Consider the following 18,012-nt stretch of genomic DNA (forward strand, 5'->3'; position numbering starts at 1 on the left):
CCATCTGGAAATAAATAGGTGCTTAACATAAAGCCTCCTTGGGACTTCACTCAGGGATCTCTCGCTCAGATAGGGAGTCTGTGGATTCTGTGGTGTCCCTCTATCTTTATTGTCCTGCGCCCTTAGTCCTCTGTAGGCCCATGCTGATATTTAGTTGGGAATATTCACAAAGCTTAAGGTGAATTGCTCAGTTTTGTGAGCGTTTGTTAGCGACGCCGGGAACGCTTCGTTTTCGTTTTTGTTTTGCTGGTCTGGTTCGTTTTCGGTGGGCTGGGTTCTTCAAAGACCGGCACCGTAAAGGAAAATTGACTCCCCTGATTTTTGCCTTCGGATTCTGCCCAGATCGCTCCCCCCCAGGCGGTGACAATCTGGCGACAAATCGCTAATCCTAAGCCAGTGCCGCCAGCGCTCCGTCGCAATGCCCCTTCTTCTTGGTAAAAGCGATCAAAGACGGTTTCGAGGCGTTTAGGTTCAATGCCCCGGCCATTATCGATAATGCTCACGGTGAGTTTATGGGGATCTTCGGCGGTGATGGCGATCGCCACTTGACCCTGCTTGGCATCGCTAAATTTACAGGCATTGTCCAGCAACTTGGCGATGACCTCCACGAGCCATTCTCCGTCAGCTTGGACGAGGGGCAAATCGGGTGAAACCTGATTGATCAGTTGGGGCAGGGGTTGACCGCCACTTTGATAACGTTTGGCCCGCACGTGGCTCATGGCCAGCTCCACACATTCATAGAGCATCAGGGGTTCAATATTCCACTCCACCCGACCACTTTCGAGCTGGGACAGGGTCAGAAAATCCTGGACGAGGGTGCGCAGACGTTCTGCATCCTGGAGGGCGGTATCTAGCATCACCTGGCGCAGTTCCTCCGGCATATCCGGCTCATTGGCAAGGCTTTCTAGGCAGACTTGAATCGTCGATAAAGGTGTCCGGAGTTCATGGCCTGTGATCGCCACAAGGTTAGAACGGGTACGGTCAAGGGCCGCCAATTGTTCGTTGAGTTCTTCGAGGTTGTTGTAGGCTTCGGCCTGAATTAGGGCCACACCTACTTGGATGGCGATCGCCCCGACAAGGGCAATATCTTCCTGTCGCCAGTGGATTGCCTCTGGGTGGCAGTGATGTAACTCGATCATGCCGATCAGTCGCCCTTGGTAGAGTACCGGCACCAGTAGCCAGGAGACAATGGAACAGGTTTGGGTGAGGGTTTCTAGCTGGTCTTTGATAAAGTCTGGATCTTGCTCGGTATTATCAATGCCGAGGGCTTCCCCCAGGGAGACAACTTTTTGAAAGAGGGGATTATCCTTCAGGGGCCAATTGCGACCTTTTACAGAAATTTGATCCCCATGGAGAAATTCATGCTGGATCTGGGCTTGTTCGTCCGACTCTTTGCAACGGTAAATAATGCAGCGACAGACTCCGAGACCTTCTCCTAATTTTTCGACGGCCAATTGCAAGATGTCTTCGGTGTCGAGCGATCGCCGAATGGCTGCTGTGACCGTATTAATTAAACGCTCCTTTTGTTCTTTGTTTGCCAGGGAGCGGTTGGCTTTAAGGATTTTGTATTGACCCGCCTGGAGATAGTTCACCAAGCGCTGCACAAAGGGATCGGCGGTGGAACTAGGCTGATGTTCCGTTAGATCTTGGTGACCATTTTGGAGGTAAGTTTCCTTGGCCGCTTGAACTTTTTCCTGGAGCTCCGGGCGATATTGGGCAATGCGATCGAGGAGGATTTCCGCTGCTTTTTCGGTAATGTTGCGGTCTTCGGTCCAAATGCCTTCAAAACGACGGGCATTATCGGCGAAATGATCTCCTTTTTCAGAATTGTTGTGTTTTTCTCGGCAGAGGAGACAACTGGCAAAATTTTCCCCAATCACCACGAGGTGCCACTCTTCGCTTAGGGCATCATCTGGCGTAAAGGCAATGCGCTCGTAGGCATCAGAAGCGTTTTCAAATTCTGTTTCTGGGGCCGCGAGGACGTAAACCTGTTGGGATTTATCGGCAATGCGACGATAACGGGTTGCTTCCTGGCGGTAGTATCTTTCTTGCTGGAAGCTGGCGATCACCAAGGGGGAATCTTGACCTGCAAGGATTTGATCTTCCATCGCGTGGGAGAGTGCCGTTAGGGAAGATTTGAAATAGAGTTGCGATCGCCCATGGGGAACGGCTTCAAATAATTGTTTGACAACCGAGGTTTGAATACTCATTAAGAAATGCTTTTTCCCGAAAGGAATAGTCGCCTTCTACGAACGATGGACCAGAGGAATTCCCTAGATTATCCTTGATCACCCAATATTGATCAATTTTTCTAGGGGATTTGGCAACTGAATGAATGGTGATGATTCTACTGCCATTACGCAGAGCCCAAGGCACGAATCAGGTCAGGGATCGGCTGAGACTCACGGTCACTGTCCGTAATCGCTTCAATAATTTGCCGATTCGCCTGGGGATGATCAAGGGCGGCCACGCATAATTCTGCCACCTGCTGCCGGGGAATTCGTCCTTCAAACAGCGTATCGGCCTGGGCGAGCACCAGGGGCGCTACAGCTTCGGCATTCAAGCCACCGGGACGGACAATCGTGTAATTGAGGGAACTGTTGATGAGGTAAGCCTCGGTTTGTTTTTTCCAGAACAACACCAGACCAAATAGATTCAGCGGGTGGAAAAATTTAGACACACAAAGGGACGTTACGAGGATAAACTGTTCGACCCCCTGGGCTACGGCGGCATCGATCAGCGATTTGGTGCCGACATAATCCACTTGAAAAAAAGCGGCAGGGTTCAAACTGGGTCGAGCGGCAGCGGTACAAATGATGTGGTCACAGTCGGCGATCGCCCCTGGGAGGGATTTTTTATCGAGGAGATCACCAACGACCAATTCCGCGTCCGAGGGCAAAATTTCTTTGCCTTTGTTGAGATTCCGCACCATGGCCCGCACCGGGATATTTTGGGCGATTAGGGTTTCGACAACGCGCCGTCCCGTTTCCCCCGTCGCCCCGACCACTAAAACTTTCATCCTCGTTAACCTCCTAAAATCGCTGGCGGAAATTTGCCTTCGATTTACAATTATTACCCTGAATTCCTCGGTCTTGGGGTGCAACTTTACAGAAAAGCGGGCATGATTTTAGGGACAACAAGTTTATTTCTTGTCTTTTGCTGCTATGAACCCTGCGGAATCGTCTCGTCTATTCACGGCCTTTGGTGACGGTAACCCCGAAACGCCACCGATGCATTTTGAGACCCACTATCGAGGGATCATGCAAATGTACGCGCCCCTAGAGGAAGTCGCGGCGTACCTAGATCGCCATGGCGGTTGGTTCCACCGTTGTGCAAAACCGATGCAGGTAGAACCCCTCACCGAGAATGGATATATTCTGACGGTGGGCAAGTTTGGCAATTTTGGCTATGAAGTAGAACCAAAACTGGCGGTGGTTTTTGATCCTCCCGTTGAAAATGCCTACAGAATGTACAATGTGCCCCTCCCTGAGGCCCAGTCCCAGGGCTACGCCATTGATTATGATGCGCTGATGTGCCTCGACCATCTCCCCTGGGAACAGGTACTTGCCAACGATGCCCAGGCACGCAAACTACTCGGCGATCGCCCGATGCCGCCGGTGATTACCCAGGTGAATTGGGAGCTGCATTTACAGGTGCTGGTTCAGTTTCCCCGGTTTATCTACAAGTTGCCCCAGGGTCTACTGAAAACCACTGGCGATCGCCTCCTCGCAACCATTGTTTCCCAGGTTTCACCGCGCCTCACCACAAAAGTTCAGCAAGACTTCCACGACTGTTTCAATCTCCCCTTACCCCTCAAGAGTGGCCGGGGTTGTACCGTCATTCGTCCCCCCGAAGACAATCCAGAAACCCACAAAAAAGAGGACAGTGCCCCTGTCCCCCCCGAAAATTTTGCCTGGACGCTACCTACAGACGGCCAATGATTTTCGTCACAATATCCATACCACTCACGGCCTGCCAACCAAACAGAGCCACCAGCAACGTATTCAAGCCAATGTGGGTTACCCGCGCCAAGTCGTTGCCCCGTTGCATAAAAGGCACTAAAGAGGCTGAGATGGCAATTAAACCGGTCATCCCTAAACCGACGAGGAGGTGGGGGCCAACGAATAATTTCCCGTTGTTGATGTAGGTGACGGCCATCCCGCCAATGGTGCCCAAAACCATAAATGCCAGCAGGGCCGAACCCACCTGGTGGTGCTTGAAGTTAAATTGTTTTTTGACCAATTCTTTGCGGACTTCTTTGTCGGCACTCCGGATGCGACGGATCTGAATGCCAAGGTACATCGCATAAATACAAAGCCCAAACAAGACCCACATCATAATGGGGTGACCAAACTGGGACCAGACTTTGACGGACTCTGGAATTTCAAAACTCATGGGTGTTTTCTCCTTCGTTCAGGATGCTGAAATCTTTATAAAACTTAACCGATTCCCCTGGTAAATGGAAATTATCAACTAGAATCTGGGACGGCTTGGGACAGGATCGATCCGGGATACTTCTACAATAGAAATTAACCTTTATTGTATGTTTCGCGATGACAGCCCCCGTGGACCGCGCCCAGTTATTTCAGGCAATTCGCGCCCAAAATGTGGATCGAGTGGCCGTCTTGCTCACCCAGGGGGTACCAGTCAATATCTTGGATGGCGATCGCACGAGTCCTTTGATGTATGCCTGCCAAGTTGGGGCTTTGGATCTCGTTAAACTCTGCCTCACCCACGGCGCAGATTTAGAATTACGAGGAAAATATGGCCTCACGGCGCTGATGGTGGCGGCGGCGGCAGGACAAACGGCAGTCCTACATTTTTTGATTGGGGCCGGCGCTAATCCCAATGCCACCAATGAAGATGGCAGTACCGCGCTGATGGTGGCGGCCTATCGGGGGGCGATCGCCACCGTAGAAATTTTGTTGAAGGCCGGGGCAAAGATTAACCACGAAGATTTTGATGGGGATACGGCGCTGAATTTAGCGATTCAAGGGCAACACCCGGTGGTGGTGCAGATACTCCTGGCCCAGCGGGCTAACCCTTACCAAGGCCTAGGGGCGATGACGGTGGCCGTGTCGGAGCGGGCGATCGCCAGTTTAGAAGTTCTACTCAAGGCCGGGTTAAATGTGAATCTCCCCAGTAGTGACGGGAAGACCCCCCTCATGCACGCAGTTATTGCGGGTTACGATGAGGTCGTTGATATGCTGTTGGCTGCTGGGGCGGCGGTCAATGCCACGGATCTCGATGGGGATACGGCCCTTATTTTTGCCGTCGAACAGGGGAATTTGCCCCTCACACAACGTCTGGTTCAGGCCGGGGCAACCCTGACTCAGCCGGATATTTTGCCTCTTGCGGGGGCTGCTGGCAATCTCGCCTTGGTGCAATATTTGCTTAAGCATCAATTAAATCCCAATAGCACCGATGCAGCAGGCGACACAACTCTCCATTTAGCAACCCTCGAAGGCCACTACGATATTGTCGAATATTTACTCCGCCAAAATGCTGCGGTGAACCTAGCCAACCACCAAGGTGATACCCCCCTCCTGGTTGCTGCCTACCAGGGGCAAAGGGCGATCGCCCAACTTCTTCTCGACCAAGGTGCAGACCTCCACTACCAAAACGAAGGAGAAAATGCGCTCCTGATCGCCTTCAACCAAGGCAAGCTGGAACTCCTCGAACTTTTCCTCGCGAGGGGAGCTAATCCTGATGAACGTCTCCCCAACGGCAAAACCCTCCTGATGGAAGCGGGCGATTGCGGTTATCAAGCAGTCATTGAAGTGCTGTTAAAGGCGGGAGCCGATGCCAATATCAAAGATAAACACCAAGCCACAGCCTTAATGTGGGCAGCCCACCGGGATCACCATGCCGTTGTTCAGTTGCTCCTCGAACGGTGTCCAGATTTAGATCTCAATGCCCAAAACAAACGGGGCGACACAGCCCTTAAAATTGCCCAGTTTAACCAATGTAAGACCGTTGTGAAGCTCTTAAAGGCTGCTGGGGCGAGATGATGGCGATTGGGGACAGTCCTCCGCTAGGCCAGAGCTATTTAAAAATTCTTCAATTTCCAAGGATTCGACCACATGGGGATTTTTCACCGGTGCCGTGGGGGGATGCGCATGGCGTACATCCGTAATCCACCAGTCCAGGGCTGCTTTTTGCAGATCAATGGTTGCCCCCGTTTTATCAACACAGTAGCGCCCAAAGACCAATTTATCTTTGAGGCGTACCCCTGAGCCCAAGCGGGAATATTCAAAAATTACACTACTTTCAACGGTCGCGCCTGCACAAATCCAACAGCTGGGGCCAATCATGGTCGGGCCAATAATTTTTGCCCCATCTTCAATGCGGGTCATGCCGCCAATGTAGACAGGGCCTTGGATCTCGACTTTATCCCAGTTGACGGCCACATTCAGGCCCGTATAAACTCCTGGTTTGACTTCGATGCCGGGAATGGGCACATTTTTGATCTTGCCCTGGAGCACGCTCTGAATCGCCTGCCAATAGTCAGGGACTTTGCCAATATCTACCCACTCAAAGTCCATATCTAGGGCGTAAAAAGGTGCATTGGCCGCCACAAGCTTTGGAAACAGTTGACCACCAATGTCGAATTCGCAGTTGGGGGGAATAAAATCGATTACTTCCGGCTCAAAAATATAGATCCCGGTATTAATTTTCGTGCTGAGAGCTTCGGTAACGCTGGGCTTTTCTTGGAAACTGAGAATCCGGTCTTCATCATCTGTGACCACAACGCCATAGCTAGAGACCGCTTCTTTGGGGACAGATTTGGTGATTACGGTGGCGATCGCCCCCTTTTCGCGATGCCATCGCACCGCTGCTGTGAGGTCTAGATCAATCAGAGCATCACCACAAAGCACCACAAAAGTATCGTCAAAAAATGGATGAAAATCTTGGATCTTCCGCAACCCCCCGGCGGAACCGAGGGCAGCCCCCTGTAATTCTCCGTCTTGGATACTGCCTTCAAAGGAATAAGCCAGATGTACCCCGTAGCGTTGACCATCCTTAAAGTAGCCTTCAATTTCGTGGGCGAGATGGCTCACATTTACCATAATCTGATCAAAGCCATGTTGAGCGAGCAGATCCAGCAAAAATTCCATCACGGGTTTTTGCAGAATTGGAATGAGGGGCTTGGGGATGGTGTAGGTAATCGGACGAACCCTGGTTCCTTTACCCGCTGCCAGAATCATGGCTTTCATGAATGGTATTGTCCTCGAACAATGACTGTTTTCAGGCTAAATGGCGCAAAGCCTCGGAAGATTTGGTCTTTATTTTACCGAAAGGTGTTCCTTTCCCTAAATGCCCGCATTTCCCAAAAGATTCAGTTTAGGATGGAGTGACAGTTGTTTTCTGTCTACAGCAATGGCGATTAAACGCAACCAAGGCCATGGTCTCCCGCCTAAACGTGATCCGGCTTTGGGTAGAGATGCCCTCACCACGAGTCAAGCCCTGCCCGAAGACCAGGAACAATCGGCCAATGAGGATCGCATTCGTCCCCAACGTCTGGGAGATTACCTGGGTCAAAAGGATCTCAAGGAAGTATTGGGTATTGCGATCGCCGCTGCCAAAGCCCGCCGCGAACCCCTCGATCACATGTTGCTGTATGGCCCCCCTGGGTTAGGGAAGACAACCATGTCCTTGATTTTAGCCGCAGAAATGGGGGTGAACTGTAAAATTACCGCTGCCCCGGCCCTGGAACGCCCCCGTGATATTAGTGGCCTCTTGGTGGGCCTAGAGGCTGGCGACATTTTGTTTATCGATGAAATCCACCGTCTCAATCGTATGGCCGAAGAATTGCTCTATCCAGCGATGGAAGATGGCCGCTTAGATGTCACCATTGGCAAAGGAGTCAGTGCCAGAACCCGTAGTATTCCCCTGAAGCCTTTTACTTTGATTGGCGCGACAACCAAAGTGGGGGCATTAACATCTCCCCTGCGCGATCGCTTTGGCTTGATTCAACGGTTACGTTTTTATGAGGTCGATGAATTGATTGCCATCGTCCATCGCAGTGCCTTGATCCTTGAGCAGCCCATTACCCCAGAGGGCGCTTTAGAGATTGCCCGTCGGGCGCGGGGGACGCCTCGCATTGCCAACCGTCTGTTACGGCGAATCCGGGATTATGCCCAGGTCAAAGGCTATGGAGAAATTTCCCAAACGGTGGCGGCAACGGCTTTGGATCTGTACAACGTTGATGCTTTGGGATTGGACTGGACAGATCGTCTAATCCTAGAAACCATGCTCAATCATTTTGGGGGTGGCCCGGTGGGTTTAGAGGCGATCGCCGCGGCTACTGGTGAGGACAGCAAGACCATTGAAGAGGTCTACGAACCTTACTTACTCCAAATTGGCTTTTTAAATCGCACGCCCCGGGGACGGATAGTGAGCGCAAAAGCGAGACAGCATCTCGGTTTAATCCCGGTGGAACAAAGCACCCAACTCGACTTTTTACCCTAGTTTTAACGAGTCTTGCGGGTGGCGGCCTCGAAATTTCTTTCTGGAGAAATCCTTCTAAAATAGGGAAAACACTTGAAATTTGGACGATCAACGCAACTTTATTATGGATTTTTCCCCGGCAACCTCAGCATTAATACTGCTTATTTTCGCGGCTTTGGGTACGGTTTTGTGGGGCTATCGGCGATCGCAAAAAGCGGGACGCTTAGGGTTATTGGCCTGGGGACAATCCCTCGCGATTACGGTTCCCTGGTTGGTGCTATTGAGTTGCATTCTTTTAGGGGTGAGCCTGGATCTCATTGGTGTGGTGCTGATTTTGGTGGCTTCGGCGGGAGCCTATATCTATTTAGGTAATCTACGCCGAGAGGCAGGCCAGGGGGAGATGATTCGCAAACAGGCCCTAGAACGCCTCCAAACTGAAACTCAAGCCACAGAATCCTCGACACAAGCCCCAGCAGATCTGGCGACCGAACCCGAAATTCAACCCATTAATCCAGAGGATCTCCAAACCATTAAAGGTATTTTTGGCATTGACACATTTTTTGCCACAGAAGCAATTCCCTACCAAGAAGGGGCCATTTTCAAGGGAAATTTGCGGGGGGAACCCGAAGAGGCCCACCAAAAGCTGACGGAAAAATTAGGCGATCGCCTGGGGGATAAATACCGCCTTTTCTTAGTCGAAGACCCAGAAGGCAAACCAGTGATTGTCATCTTACCGAGCAGTAACGACCCAAAAACCACGAGTCTCGCCCAGAAAAATGTCGCTTTAGTCTTACTTGTTGCCACCCTGGCGACGACCCTAGAAGCGATTGGTGTCCTTAAAGGCTTTGATTTCTTTAGCAATTGGCAGCGTTATACCGAGGTCTTGCCCCTCAGCCTAGGGATGTGGCTCATCTTGGGCGTTCACGAACTAGGCCACTGGGTCACGAGCCGAAAATATAATGTCAAACTCAGCATTCCTTTTTTCCTCCCCAACTGGCAGATTGCTTCTTTTGGGGCGATTACCCGCTTTGAATCCCTGCTCCCGAACCGGACAGCACTCTTTGACATTGCCTTTGCTGGCCCAGCGGCAGGGGGGCTAATTTCCCTTTTGCTCCTCTTGGGGGGGTTCGGACTCTCTAACCCGGATAGTTTATTTAAAGTTCCCAGTCAATTTTTCCAGGGTTCAGTGTTGGTGGGTACCCTGGCGCGCATTTTCCTAGGCGATGGGTTGCAACAAGCGATTGTGGCGATTCATCCCTTGACGATTCTGGGCTGGTTGGGCCTTGTGATTACAGCGTTAAATTTACTCCCCGCAGGTTGTTTAGACGGAGGCCGCATTATCCAGGCTATTTATGGCCGTAAAACAGCTCGTCGTACTACCATTGCTACCCTCGTGGTATTGGGGCTAGTGGCTTTGTTTAACCCAGCAAACCCCATTCCCCTCTACTGGGCTTTGATTATTATTTTTTTACAACGGGAAGCAGAACGCCCCAGCCTCAATGAACTATTGGAACCTAACGATACCCGGGCGATCCTGGGATTAGTCGCTTTATTTTTGATGCTGGTGACTTTAATTCCCTTGAGTCCCAGCTTGGCGGGACAATTGGGGATCGGCGCATAACCTCTTGGGGAAAATTCAAGCTTTGATGGACAAAATTTTTTCAGTAAAGGATAACAACAGCAATGACAGCGCATAATTTTTTCTGGGATGGTGACTGGTTTTCACCGCAGGCCAGTCAAGATCAAAATTTAATCGCGCAATTGGATTTTGTGCCCGGTCTGAGGGAGCTGCTCTTTATTCGCCAGGCCCATGCCCTCGAACATGGAACGGTCTGGGTGCTTACAGAATTGGCAGAACGCTACCCAACGGCCTGGCGTCACCACTACGCGGAATTAAGTGGAATGTCCACGGGGCAAGGGTTTTATTTATTTGGTGGCGTGGATAAAACCGATCTTTACCGGGCGGTCAGTACAGCCGGCGATCGCCTCCGGTCTGGGGAATGGAATTTAGCGATTCATCCTCGCTGCGGCACCAATATCTCTGTCACTCTACTACTAACAGCAGGATTAGCTGGTGGAGCCGCTTGGTTGCTCCCCAAAGATCCCCTCACCCAACTCTTTGGTATGGGGACTGCTGCTGCCACAGCCTGGGCGATCGCCCCTGATCTCGGTAAATATGCCCAACAGCACATCACCACCGCGATTCCCCTCAATCTCGCCCTCGAAGAAATCCAAGAAAACACGGACGAGAGTGGAAATCCAAGCCATTTTGTCCGATTACGGTGGCAGGACGCGCAATAAAACTTAAACACTTCAAGTGCCTGAAAACCCCTATCCGATAGTAGGCTGTTATCTAAGTCTAACTACACTCTTTAGTAATCGCTTTAAAGGAACATAAGCATGGCTATCGAACGCGGATCCAAAGTTAAAATTCTCCGGAAAGAATCCTACTGGTACGGCGATGTCGGCACAGTAGCAAGCATTGATAAAAGCGGTATTATCTATCCCGTCATTGTTCGCTTTAACAAAGTCAACTACAACGGCTTTAGCGGTAGTGCTGGTGGTCTAAACACCAACAACTTCGCTGAGCATGAACTCGAAGTCGTTGGCTAAGCCCCTCTGTCTCTCTTTTTAAAAACCCATTTTTGATATTAAACACACAACCAACATCGTCTCTTTGCGGGGCGGTGTTTTTATATGCCCCTTCAAATTCCTAAAGGACAATGGGAAAATAGCCACCACAAAGATTAAATTAAACCACTACAACAAAGGATTAACCCCGTGACTGTTCGCGTTCGTATTGCCCCAAGTCCCACCGGAAATCTCCACATCGGGACAGCTAGAACTGCTGTCTTTAATTGGCTTTTTGCCCATCACCATGGCGGTACCTTTGTCCTCCGGGTTGAAGATACCGATTTGGAACGGTCTAAGCCCGAATACACCGAAAACATTAAAACGGGTCTCCAATGGCTCGGTTTGCACTGGGATGAAGGCCCTTTTTTCCAAACCCAACGGCTGGATCAATACAAAGCAGCAATCCAAACCCTTTTAGATCAAGGTCTTGCCTATCGTTGTTACTGTACCCCCGCAGAACTTGAGGCGATGCGGGAACAACAAAAAGCGAATAATCAAGCGCCCCGCTATGACAATCGTCACCGCAACTTAACGGAGGCGCAGCGAGCTGAATTTGAAGCCCAAGGTCGTAAACCCGTGATTCGCTTCAAAATTGACGATGCCCAGCAAATCGTTTGGCAAGATCTGATCCGAGGCACCATGACTTGGAAAGGTAGTGATCTCGGTGGTGACATGGTGATTGCCCGCACCCCTGAAGGGGATGAGTCTTTTGGTCAGCCTCTATATAATCTTGCGGTGGTGGTTGATGATATTGATATGCAAATCTCCCACGTGATTCGAGGGGAAGACCACATCGCTAATACCGCTAAACAAATTCTTTTATATGAAGCCCTCGGCGCGGCAGTACCTCAGTTTGCCCACACACCCTTAATCCTCAATCAAGAGGGACGTAAATTGTCGAAACGGGATGGGGTGACATCTATTGATGATTTTCGCCAAATGGGATTTCTCCCCCAGGCGATCGCCAACTATATGAGTCTTTTGGGCTGGACGCCGACCGACTCAACCCAAGAAATTTTTACCCTCGAAGAAGCTGCGAAGGAATTTTCCCTAGAGCGGGTCAATAAAGCTGGCGCAAAATTTGACTGGGACAAGCTCGATTGGATTAATGCCCAGTACCTCCACCAAATGCCGATCCCCGCCCTGACTGATCTGCTTATCCCTTATTTACAAGCAGCAGGTTACGGAGATTATCTAGGCGATCGCCCCTGGCTAGAGTCCCTCGTCGCCCTCGTTGCGCCCAGCCTCACCCGCTTGGCCGATGTTACCCAAGAAACCCGACTTCTTTTTGGTGACAGCATCACCTTAGACGAAAAAGCCACGGCCCAACTCCAAACCGAAGGCGTTAAAGTGATTCTCCAGGAAATCCTCCAAAACATCCAAGCCAGTACTAATTTCACCCCCGATGAGGCAAAAGCACTCATTAACCAAGCCACCAAAGCCCATGGCGTCAAAAAAGGTGTCGTCATGAAATCCATGCGTGCCGGGCTGATGGGCGAACTCCAAGGCCCCGATCTCATGCAATCCTGGGTACTCCTCCACCAAAAAGGTTGGGATATCGAAAGACTCAATCAGGCGATCGCCTCGATCTAGCTCGCCATCGTAGGGATTTGGTTTTCAAATCCAAGAAGACCTCTGGTACTCATCAGTGAAATGAGGAAGGAGGTTTTTTTTAAATCCTCACCTAATCGAGAGCAAACGTAGGGAGGTGGTTGTCAAATCCAGATTGAGGGGCTTAAGAACTTGAAATTCCAAATTTTTTCCAGCCGCCAAACCCCTTGCTCTGAGGGCACTTCAGGAGTTTCCTGTCCAAATACCGAAAAAACTTTTCAAAAAAGGTGTTGACATCTCTGGGGAGTGTGGTTAATATAGTTAAGCGCGGTTGAGAGAGACGCACTGAACCGCCGCCCCGAACCGAGACAAAAGAATAGAATTTGAAAGTGACTATCCGCCCCCTTGTTTTAAACAAGATTATAACAAGTGAGCTGGTTGAGATTGAAACAATCGATACCAAGGAACTTAGTTAAGGATAAAGAGAGCCTTAAAAAAACATCTCTTGATAAAGGCGAATGAAAATTCCAAGGAATGAGTAAGGAGTCTAATATGGAGAGTTTGATCCTGGCTCAGGATGAACGCTGGCGGTATGCCTAACACATGCAAGTCGAACGAAGCCTTCGGGCTTAGTGGCGGACGGGTGAGTAACGCGTGAGAATCTGCCTTCAGGACGGGGACAACAGTTGGAAACGACTGCTAATACCCGATATGCCGAGAGGTGAAATCTTTTTTGGCCTGAAGATGAGCTCGCGTCTGATTAGCTAGTTGGTGGTGTAAGGGACCACCAAGGCGACGATCAGTAGCTGGTCTGAGAGGATGAGCAGCCACACTGGGACTGAGACACGGCCCAGACTCCTACGGGAGGCAGCAGTGGGGAATTTTCCGCAATGGGCGAAAGCCTGACGGAGCAATACCGCGTGAGGGAGGAAGGTCTTTGGATTGTAAACCTCTTTTCTCAAGGAAGAATAAATGACGGTACTTGAGGAATAAGCACCGGCTAACTCCGTGCCAGCAGCCGCGGTAATACGGAGGGTGCAAGCGTTATCCGGAATTATTGGGCGTAAAGAGTCCGTAGGTGGTCATGCAAGTCTGCTGTCAAAGCCCACAGCTTAACTGTGGATCGGCGGTGGAAACTGTGTGACTTGAGTACGGTAGGGGTAGAGGGAATTCCCAGTGTAGCGGTGAAATGCGTAGATATTGGGAAGAACACCGGTGGCGAAAGCGCTCTACTGGACCGTAACTGACACTGAGGGACGAAAGCTAAGGTAGCGAAAGGGATTAGATACCCCTGTAGTCTTAGCCGTAAACGATGGATACTAGGCGTTGTCTGTATCGACCCGGACAGTGCCGAAGCTAACGCGTTAAGTATCCCGCCTGGGGAGTACGCACGCAAGTGTGAAACTCAAAGGAATTGACGGGGGCCCGCACAAGCGGTGGAGTATGTGGTTTAATTCGATGCAACGCGAAGAACCTTACCAAGATTTGACATCCCGTGAATCTTGCAGAGATGCGAGAGTGCCTTCGGGAGCACGGAGACAGGTGGTGCATGGCTGTCGTCAGCTCGTGTCGTGAGATGTTGGGTTAAGTCCCGCAACGAGCGCAACCCTCGTCCTTAGTTGCCAGCATTAAGTTGGGCACTCTAGGGAGACTGCCGGGGACAACTCGGAGGAAGGTGGGGATGACGTCAAGTCATCATGCCCCTTACATTTTGGGCTACACACGTACTACAATGGTCGGGACAAAGGGCAGCAACCCCGCGAGGGCAAGCGAATCTCATCAAACCCGGCCTCAGTTCAGATTGCAGGCTGCAACTCGCCTGCATGAAGGAGGAATCGCTAGTAATCGCAGGTCAGCATACTGCGGTGAATCCGTTCCCGGGCCTTGTACACACCGCCCGTCACACCATGGAAGCTGGCAACGCCCGAAGTCGTTACTCTAACCGTTCGCGGAGGAGGGCGCCGAAGGCAGTGCTAGTGACTGGGGTGAAGTCGTAACAAGGTAGCCGTACCGGAAGGTGTGGCTGGATCACCTCCTTTTAGGGAGACCTAACCTACTGAAGTTTGAAAGCAATCAGCAAATAGAACGCAGTAAGGTCATCTCGAAGGTCGTGCGAGGGGGAGAAACGGGAGTCACTTTCAAATTTAGGTTCGTGGACATGGGCTATTAGCTCAGGTGGTTAGAGCGCACCCCTGATAAGGGTGAGGTCCCTGGTTCAAGTCCAGGATGGCCCACTTATCAACCGTTGATAATCATCAATTGTTGATATCAATGGGGGTATAGCTCAGTTGGTAGAGCGCCTGCTTTGCAAGCAGGATGTCAGCGGTTCGAGTCCGCTTACCTCCACCAAAACCACGAAATGATGAAACAAACTCAGCATCAACACCACAGTCTAAAAGAAAAGACAAAAGATGTTGTTGAATGCTGAAAGAAATTTCAGCAAAGCACCTTGAAAACTGCACAAAAAAATATTAGATAGTCGAAATAATAGCTAGGTAGGAAAGTACGAAAGTACAAACAATCCAAAAATAGCCAAGAGTCTGACCTCGAAAAAAAGGTCAAGCTACAAAGGGCTAACGGTGGATACCTAGGCACACAGAGGCGATGAAGGACGTGGTTACCGACGATATACTCCGGGGAGCTGGAAGCAAGCATTGAGCCGGAGGTTTCCGAATGGGGCAACCCTAAATACAGCCATCTGAATATATAGGATGGTATGAGCCAACTCAGCGAATTGAAACATCTTAGTAGCTGAAGGAAGAGAAAGAAAAATCGATTCCCTTAGTAGCGGCGAGCGAAGCGGGAAGAGCCTAAACCAACTGCTTAGGCGGTTGGGGTTGTGGGACAGTGATGTGGACTATAGAGGTTAGACGAAGTAGTTGAAAGCTACACCAAAGAAGGTGAAAGTCCTGTAGTCGAAAATCGAAGTAGCCTAACTGTATCCCGAGTAGGCCGGAGCACGTGAAATTCCGGTTGAATCAGCGAGGACCACCTCGTAAGGCTAAATACTACTGTGTGACCGATAGTGTAAAAGTACCGCGAGGGAAAGGTGAAAAGAACCCCGGGAGGGGAGTGAAATAGAACATGAAACCGTTAGCCTACAAGCAATGGGAGGACGATTTAACGTCTGACCGTGTGCCTGTTGAAGAATGAGCCGGCGACTTACAGGCTGTGGCAGGTTAAGGTGAAAAGCCGAAGCCAAAGTGAAAACGAGTCTGAAAAGGGCGTTAGTCACAGTTTGTAGACCCGAACCCGGGTGATCTAACCATGGCCAGGATGAAGCTTGGGTAATACCAAGTGGAGGTCCGAACCGACTTCTGTTGAAAAAGGAGCGGATGAGCTGTGGTTAGGGGTGAAATGCCAATCGAACCCGGAGCTAGCTGGTTCTCCCCGAAATGTGTTTAGGCGCAGCGGTTGGTTTCCTTGCATGGGGGTAAAGCACTGTTTCGCTGCGGGCTGCGAGAGCGGTACCAAAGTGAGACAAACTAAGAATACCATGTAAAATTCAGCCAGTAAGACGGTGGGGGATAAGCTTCATCGTCGAGAGGGAAACAGCCCAGACCGCCAGCTAAGGTCCCAAAATACTTGCTAAGTGATAAAGGAGGTGGGAGTGCATAGACAACCAGGAGGTTTGCCTAGAAGCAGCAATCCTTGAAAGAGTGCGTAATAGCTCACTGGTCAAGCGCTCCTGCGCCGAAAATGAACGGGGCTAAGCAAGTTACCGAAGCTGCGGACTCGAAAGAGTGGTAGGGGAGCGTTCTATATGGTGTGAAGCATTAGCGGTGAGCAGATGTGGACTGTATAGAAGTGAGAATGTCGGCTTAAGTAGCGAAAATATGTGTGAGAATCACATACCCCGAAACCCTAAGGGTTCCTCCGGAAGGCTCGTCCGCGGAGGGTTAGTCGGGACCTAAGGCGAGGCCGAAAGGCGTAGTCGATGGACATGAGGTTAATATTCCTCAACTCCTGTGTGGGAGCATAACTATGACGCATGAAAGATAGCTACACCCTGAATGGATTGGGAGGAGACTACGGTCTCCGCGTAGTAAAGGATAGTGCCTAGAAAAGCTAGTTATGTGTTGAAAGCACAGGACCCGTACCCGAAACCGACACAGGTAGGGTGGTAGAGTATACCGAGGGGCGCGAGGTAACTCTCTCTAAGGAACTCGGCAAAATTGCTCCGTAACTTTGGGAGAAGGAGTGCCAGCGAGAGCTGGTCGCAGTGAAGAGGCCCAGGCGACTGTTTACCAAAAACACAGGTCTCTGCAAACTCGTAAGAGGACGTATAGGGGCTGACGCCTGCCCAGTGCCGGAAGGTTAAGGAAGTTGGTTAGCTTAGGCGAAGCTGACGACCGAAGCCCCGGTGAACGGCGGCCGTAACTATAACGGTCCTAAGGTAGCGAAATTCCTTGTCGGGTAAGTTCCGACCCGCACGAAAGGCGTAACGATCTGGGCACTGTCTCGGAGAGAGGCTCGGCGAAATAGGATTGTCTGTGAAGATACGGACTACCTGCACCTGGACAGAAAGACCCTATGAAGCTTTACTGTAGCTTGGTATTGGGTTCGGGCTTTGTTTGCGCAGGATAGGTGGGAGACGTTGAGATTACTCTTGTGGGAGTAATGGAGTCACTGGTGAGATACCACTCTAACAAGGCTAGAATTCTAACTTTAAACCGTGAAGCCGGTGAAAGGACAGTATCAGGTGGGCAGTTTGACTGGGGCGGTCGCCTCCTAAATGATAACGGAGGCGCACAAAGGTTCCCTCAGGCTGGTTGGAAATCAGCCATCGAGTGCAAAAGCAGAAGGGAGCTTGACTGCGAGACCTACAAGTCAAGCAGGGACGAAAGTCGGTTTTAGTGATCCGACGGCGCTGCGTGGAAGGGCCGTCGCTCAACGGATAAAAGTTACTCTAGGGATAACAGGCTGATCTCCCCCAAGAGTTCACATCGACGGGGAGGTTTGGCACCTCGATGTCGGCTCATCGCAACCTGGGGCTGAAGTAGGTCCCAAGGGTTGGGCTGTTCGCCCATTAAAGCGGTACGTGAGCTGGGTTCAGAACGTCGTGAGACAGTTCGGTCCATATCCGGTGCAGGCGTAAGAGCATTGAGAGGAGTCTTCCTTAGTACGAGAGGACCGGGAAGGACGCACCGCTGGTGTACCTGTTATCGTGCCAACGGTAAACGCAGGGTAGCCAAGTGCGGAGCGGATAACCGCTGAAAGCATCTAAGTGGGAAGCCCACCTCAAGATGAGTGCTCTCATGGAGTTAATCCAGTAAGGTCACGGGAAGAACACCCGTTAATAGGCATTAGGTGGAAGTGTGGCAACATATGGAGCCGAGATGTCCTAACAGACCGAGGGCTTGTCCTTAAACAGAT

11 protein-coding genes, 2 tRNA genes and 2 rRNA genes are annotated in these 18,012 nt (G+C 50.8%); 11 read left to right on the plus strand and 4 right to left on the minus strand.

Annotated features, from left to right (window positions below):
• Nucleotides 1-206: 206 nt before the first annotated feature.
• Both AACQ84_RS07055 and AACQ84_RS07060 read right to left on the minus strand, forming a co-directional pair.
• On the minus strand, nucleotides 207-2,210 hold the full coding sequence (locus tag AACQ84_RS07055; protein ID WP_012307003.1) for a DICT sensory domain-containing protein: 2,004 nt from the start codon (nucleotides 2,208-2,210) through the stop codon (nucleotides 207-209).
• 146 nt (nucleotides 2,211-2,356) lie between these two features.
• The gene (locus AACQ84_RS07060; RefSeq protein ID WP_012307004.1) at nucleotides 2,357-3,019 is read right to left on the minus strand and encodes an SDR family oxidoreductase; all 663 of its coding nucleotides are present in this window, start codon (nucleotides 3,017-3,019) and stop codon (nucleotides 2,357-2,359) included.
• A 145-nt stretch (nucleotides 3,020-3,164) separates the two neighbouring features.
• Between AACQ84_RS07060 and AACQ84_RS07065 the strand changes: the two genes are divergently transcribed.
• Nucleotides 3,165-3,941: a DUF1997 domain-containing protein gene (locus AACQ84_RS07065; protein WP_143589351.1), complete on the plus strand. Its 777-nt coding sequence runs from the start codon at nucleotides 3,165-3,167 to the stop codon at nucleotides 3,939-3,941.
• Here the strand turns inward: AACQ84_RS07065 and AACQ84_RS07070 are convergent.
• Nucleotides 3,925-4,395 (minus strand): DUF4079 domain-containing protein, encoded by a 471-nt coding sequence (locus AACQ84_RS07070; protein WP_012307006.1) that lies wholly within the window; start codon nucleotides 4,393-4,395, stop codon nucleotides 3,925-3,927. The two genes, AACQ84_RS07065 and AACQ84_RS07070, sit on opposite strands and share 17 nt — an antisense overlap.
• A 158-nt stretch (nucleotides 4,396-4,553) precedes the next feature.
• Between AACQ84_RS07070 and AACQ84_RS07075 the strand changes: the two genes are divergently transcribed.
• Nucleotides 4,554-6,011 carry an ankyrin repeat domain-containing protein gene (locus tag AACQ84_RS07075; RefSeq protein WP_041443481.1) on the plus strand — a complete coding sequence of 486 codons (1,458 nt, stop codon included), beginning with the start codon at nucleotides 4,554-4,556 and terminating at the stop codon, nucleotides 6,009-6,011.
• Here the strand turns inward: AACQ84_RS07075 and AACQ84_RS07080 are convergent.
• Nucleotides 5,988-7,217: a sugar phosphate nucleotidyltransferase gene (locus tag AACQ84_RS07080; protein WP_012307008.1), complete on the minus strand. Its 1,230-nt coding sequence runs from the start codon at nucleotides 7,215-7,217 to the stop codon at nucleotides 5,988-5,990. The two genes, AACQ84_RS07075 and AACQ84_RS07080, sit on opposite strands and share 24 nt — an antisense overlap.
• Nucleotides 7,218-7,380: 163 nt before the next feature.
• On the opposite strand from AACQ84_RS07080, the gene ruvB reads away from it, so the two are divergent.
• The 9 genes from ruvB (at nucleotide 7,381) to AACQ84_RS07125 (ending at nucleotide 18,004) form a co-directional block, all read left to right on the plus strand.
• Complete coding sequence (ruvB, locus tag AACQ84_RS07085; RefSeq protein ID WP_012307009.1) at nucleotides 7,381-8,472, plus strand: Holliday junction branch migration DNA helicase RuvB; 1,092 nt, start codon at nucleotides 7,381-7,383, stop codon at nucleotides 8,470-8,472.
• A gap of 103 nt (nucleotides 8,473-8,575) precedes the next feature.
• Nucleotides 8,576-10,072 (plus strand): site-2 protease family protein, encoded by a 1,497-nt coding sequence (locus AACQ84_RS07090; protein ID WP_012307010.1) that lies wholly within the window; start codon nucleotides 8,576-8,578, stop codon nucleotides 10,070-10,072.
• 62 nt (nucleotides 10,073-10,134) lie between these two features.
• Nucleotides 10,135-10,752, plus strand: coding sequence for a DUF6391 domain-containing protein (locus AACQ84_RS07095; RefSeq protein ID WP_012307011.1), 618 nt, complete (start codon nucleotides 10,135-10,137; stop codon nucleotides 10,750-10,752).
• 99 nt (nucleotides 10,753-10,851) lie between these two features.
• Complete coding sequence (locus AACQ84_RS07100) at nucleotides 10,852-11,064, plus strand: photosystem I reaction center subunit IV (protein ID WP_012307012.1); 213 nt, start codon at nucleotides 10,852-10,854, stop codon at nucleotides 11,062-11,064.
• Nucleotides 11,065-11,232: 168 nt separating this feature from the next.
• A complete protein-coding gene (gltX, locus tag AACQ84_RS07105) occupies nucleotides 11,233-12,678 on the plus strand; it encodes a glutamate--tRNA ligase (RefSeq protein ID WP_012307013.1) in 1,446 nt (481 codons plus the stop codon).
• Nucleotides 12,679-13,185: 507 nt separating this feature from the next.
• A 16S ribosomal RNA gene (locus AACQ84_RS07110) occupies nucleotides 13,186-14,675 on the plus strand.
• A gap of 121 nt (nucleotides 14,676-14,796) precedes the next feature.
• A tRNA-Ile gene (locus AACQ84_RS07115) sits at nucleotides 14,797-14,870 on the plus strand.
• Nucleotides 14,871-14,909: 39 nt separating this feature from the next.
• A tRNA-Ala gene (locus AACQ84_RS07120) sits at nucleotides 14,910-14,985 on the plus strand.
• A 207-nt stretch (nucleotides 14,986-15,192) separates the two neighbouring features.
• Nucleotides 15,193-18,004, plus strand: a 23S ribosomal RNA gene (locus AACQ84_RS07125).
• Together the 16S and 23S rRNA genes with 2 tRNA genes alongside form the textbook arrangement of a ribosomal RNA operon.
• The last annotated feature ends 8 nt before the right edge of the window (nucleotides 18,005-18,012 follow it).

It is taken from the genome of Picosynechococcus sp. PCC 7002 (assembly GCF_963860125.1).
Taxonomy (GTDB): Bacteria; Cyanobacteriota; Cyanobacteriia; order Cyanobacteriales; family MRBY01; genus MRBY01.

What these genes read in the sequence shown, in the direction of transcription:
- AACQ84_RS07055 (WP_012307003.1), bottom strand. Translation starts at nt 2,210, where the DNA reads ATGAGTATTCAAACCTCGGTTGTCAAACAATTATTTGAAGCCGTTCCC.
- AACQ84_RS07060 (WP_012307004.1), bottom strand. Translation starts at nt 3,019, where the DNA reads ATGAAAGTTTTAGTGGTCGGGGCGACGGGGGAAACGGGACGGCGCGTT.
- AACQ84_RS07065 (WP_143589351.1), top strand. Translation starts at nt 3,165, where the DNA reads ATGAACCCTGCGGAATCGTCTCGTCTATTCACGGCCTTTGGTGACGGT.
- AACQ84_RS07070 (WP_012307006.1), bottom strand. Translation starts at nt 4,395, where the DNA reads ATGAGTTTTGAAATTCCAGAGTCCGTCAAAGTCTGGTCCCAGTTTGGT.
- AACQ84_RS07075 (WP_041443481.1), top strand. Translation starts at nt 4,554, where the DNA reads ATGACAGCCCCCGTGGACCGCGCCCAGTTATTTCAGGCAATTCGCGCC.
- AACQ84_RS07080 (WP_012307008.1), bottom strand. Translation starts at nt 7,217, where the DNA reads ATGAAAGCCATGATTCTGGCAGCGGGTAAAGGAACCAGGGTTCGTCCG.
- ruvB (WP_012307009.1), top strand. Translation starts at nt 7,381, where the DNA reads ATGGCGATTAAACGCAACCAAGGCCATGGTCTCCCGCCTAAACGTGAT.
- AACQ84_RS07090 (WP_012307010.1), top strand. Translation starts at nt 8,576, where the DNA reads ATGGATTTTTCCCCGGCAACCTCAGCATTAATACTGCTTATTTTCGCG.
- AACQ84_RS07095 (WP_012307011.1), top strand. Translation starts at nt 10,135, where the DNA reads ATGACAGCGCATAATTTTTTCTGGGATGGTGACTGGTTTTCACCGCAG.
- AACQ84_RS07100 (WP_012307012.1), top strand. Translation starts at nt 10,852, where the DNA reads ATGGCTATCGAACGCGGATCCAAAGTTAAAATTCTCCGGAAAGAATCC.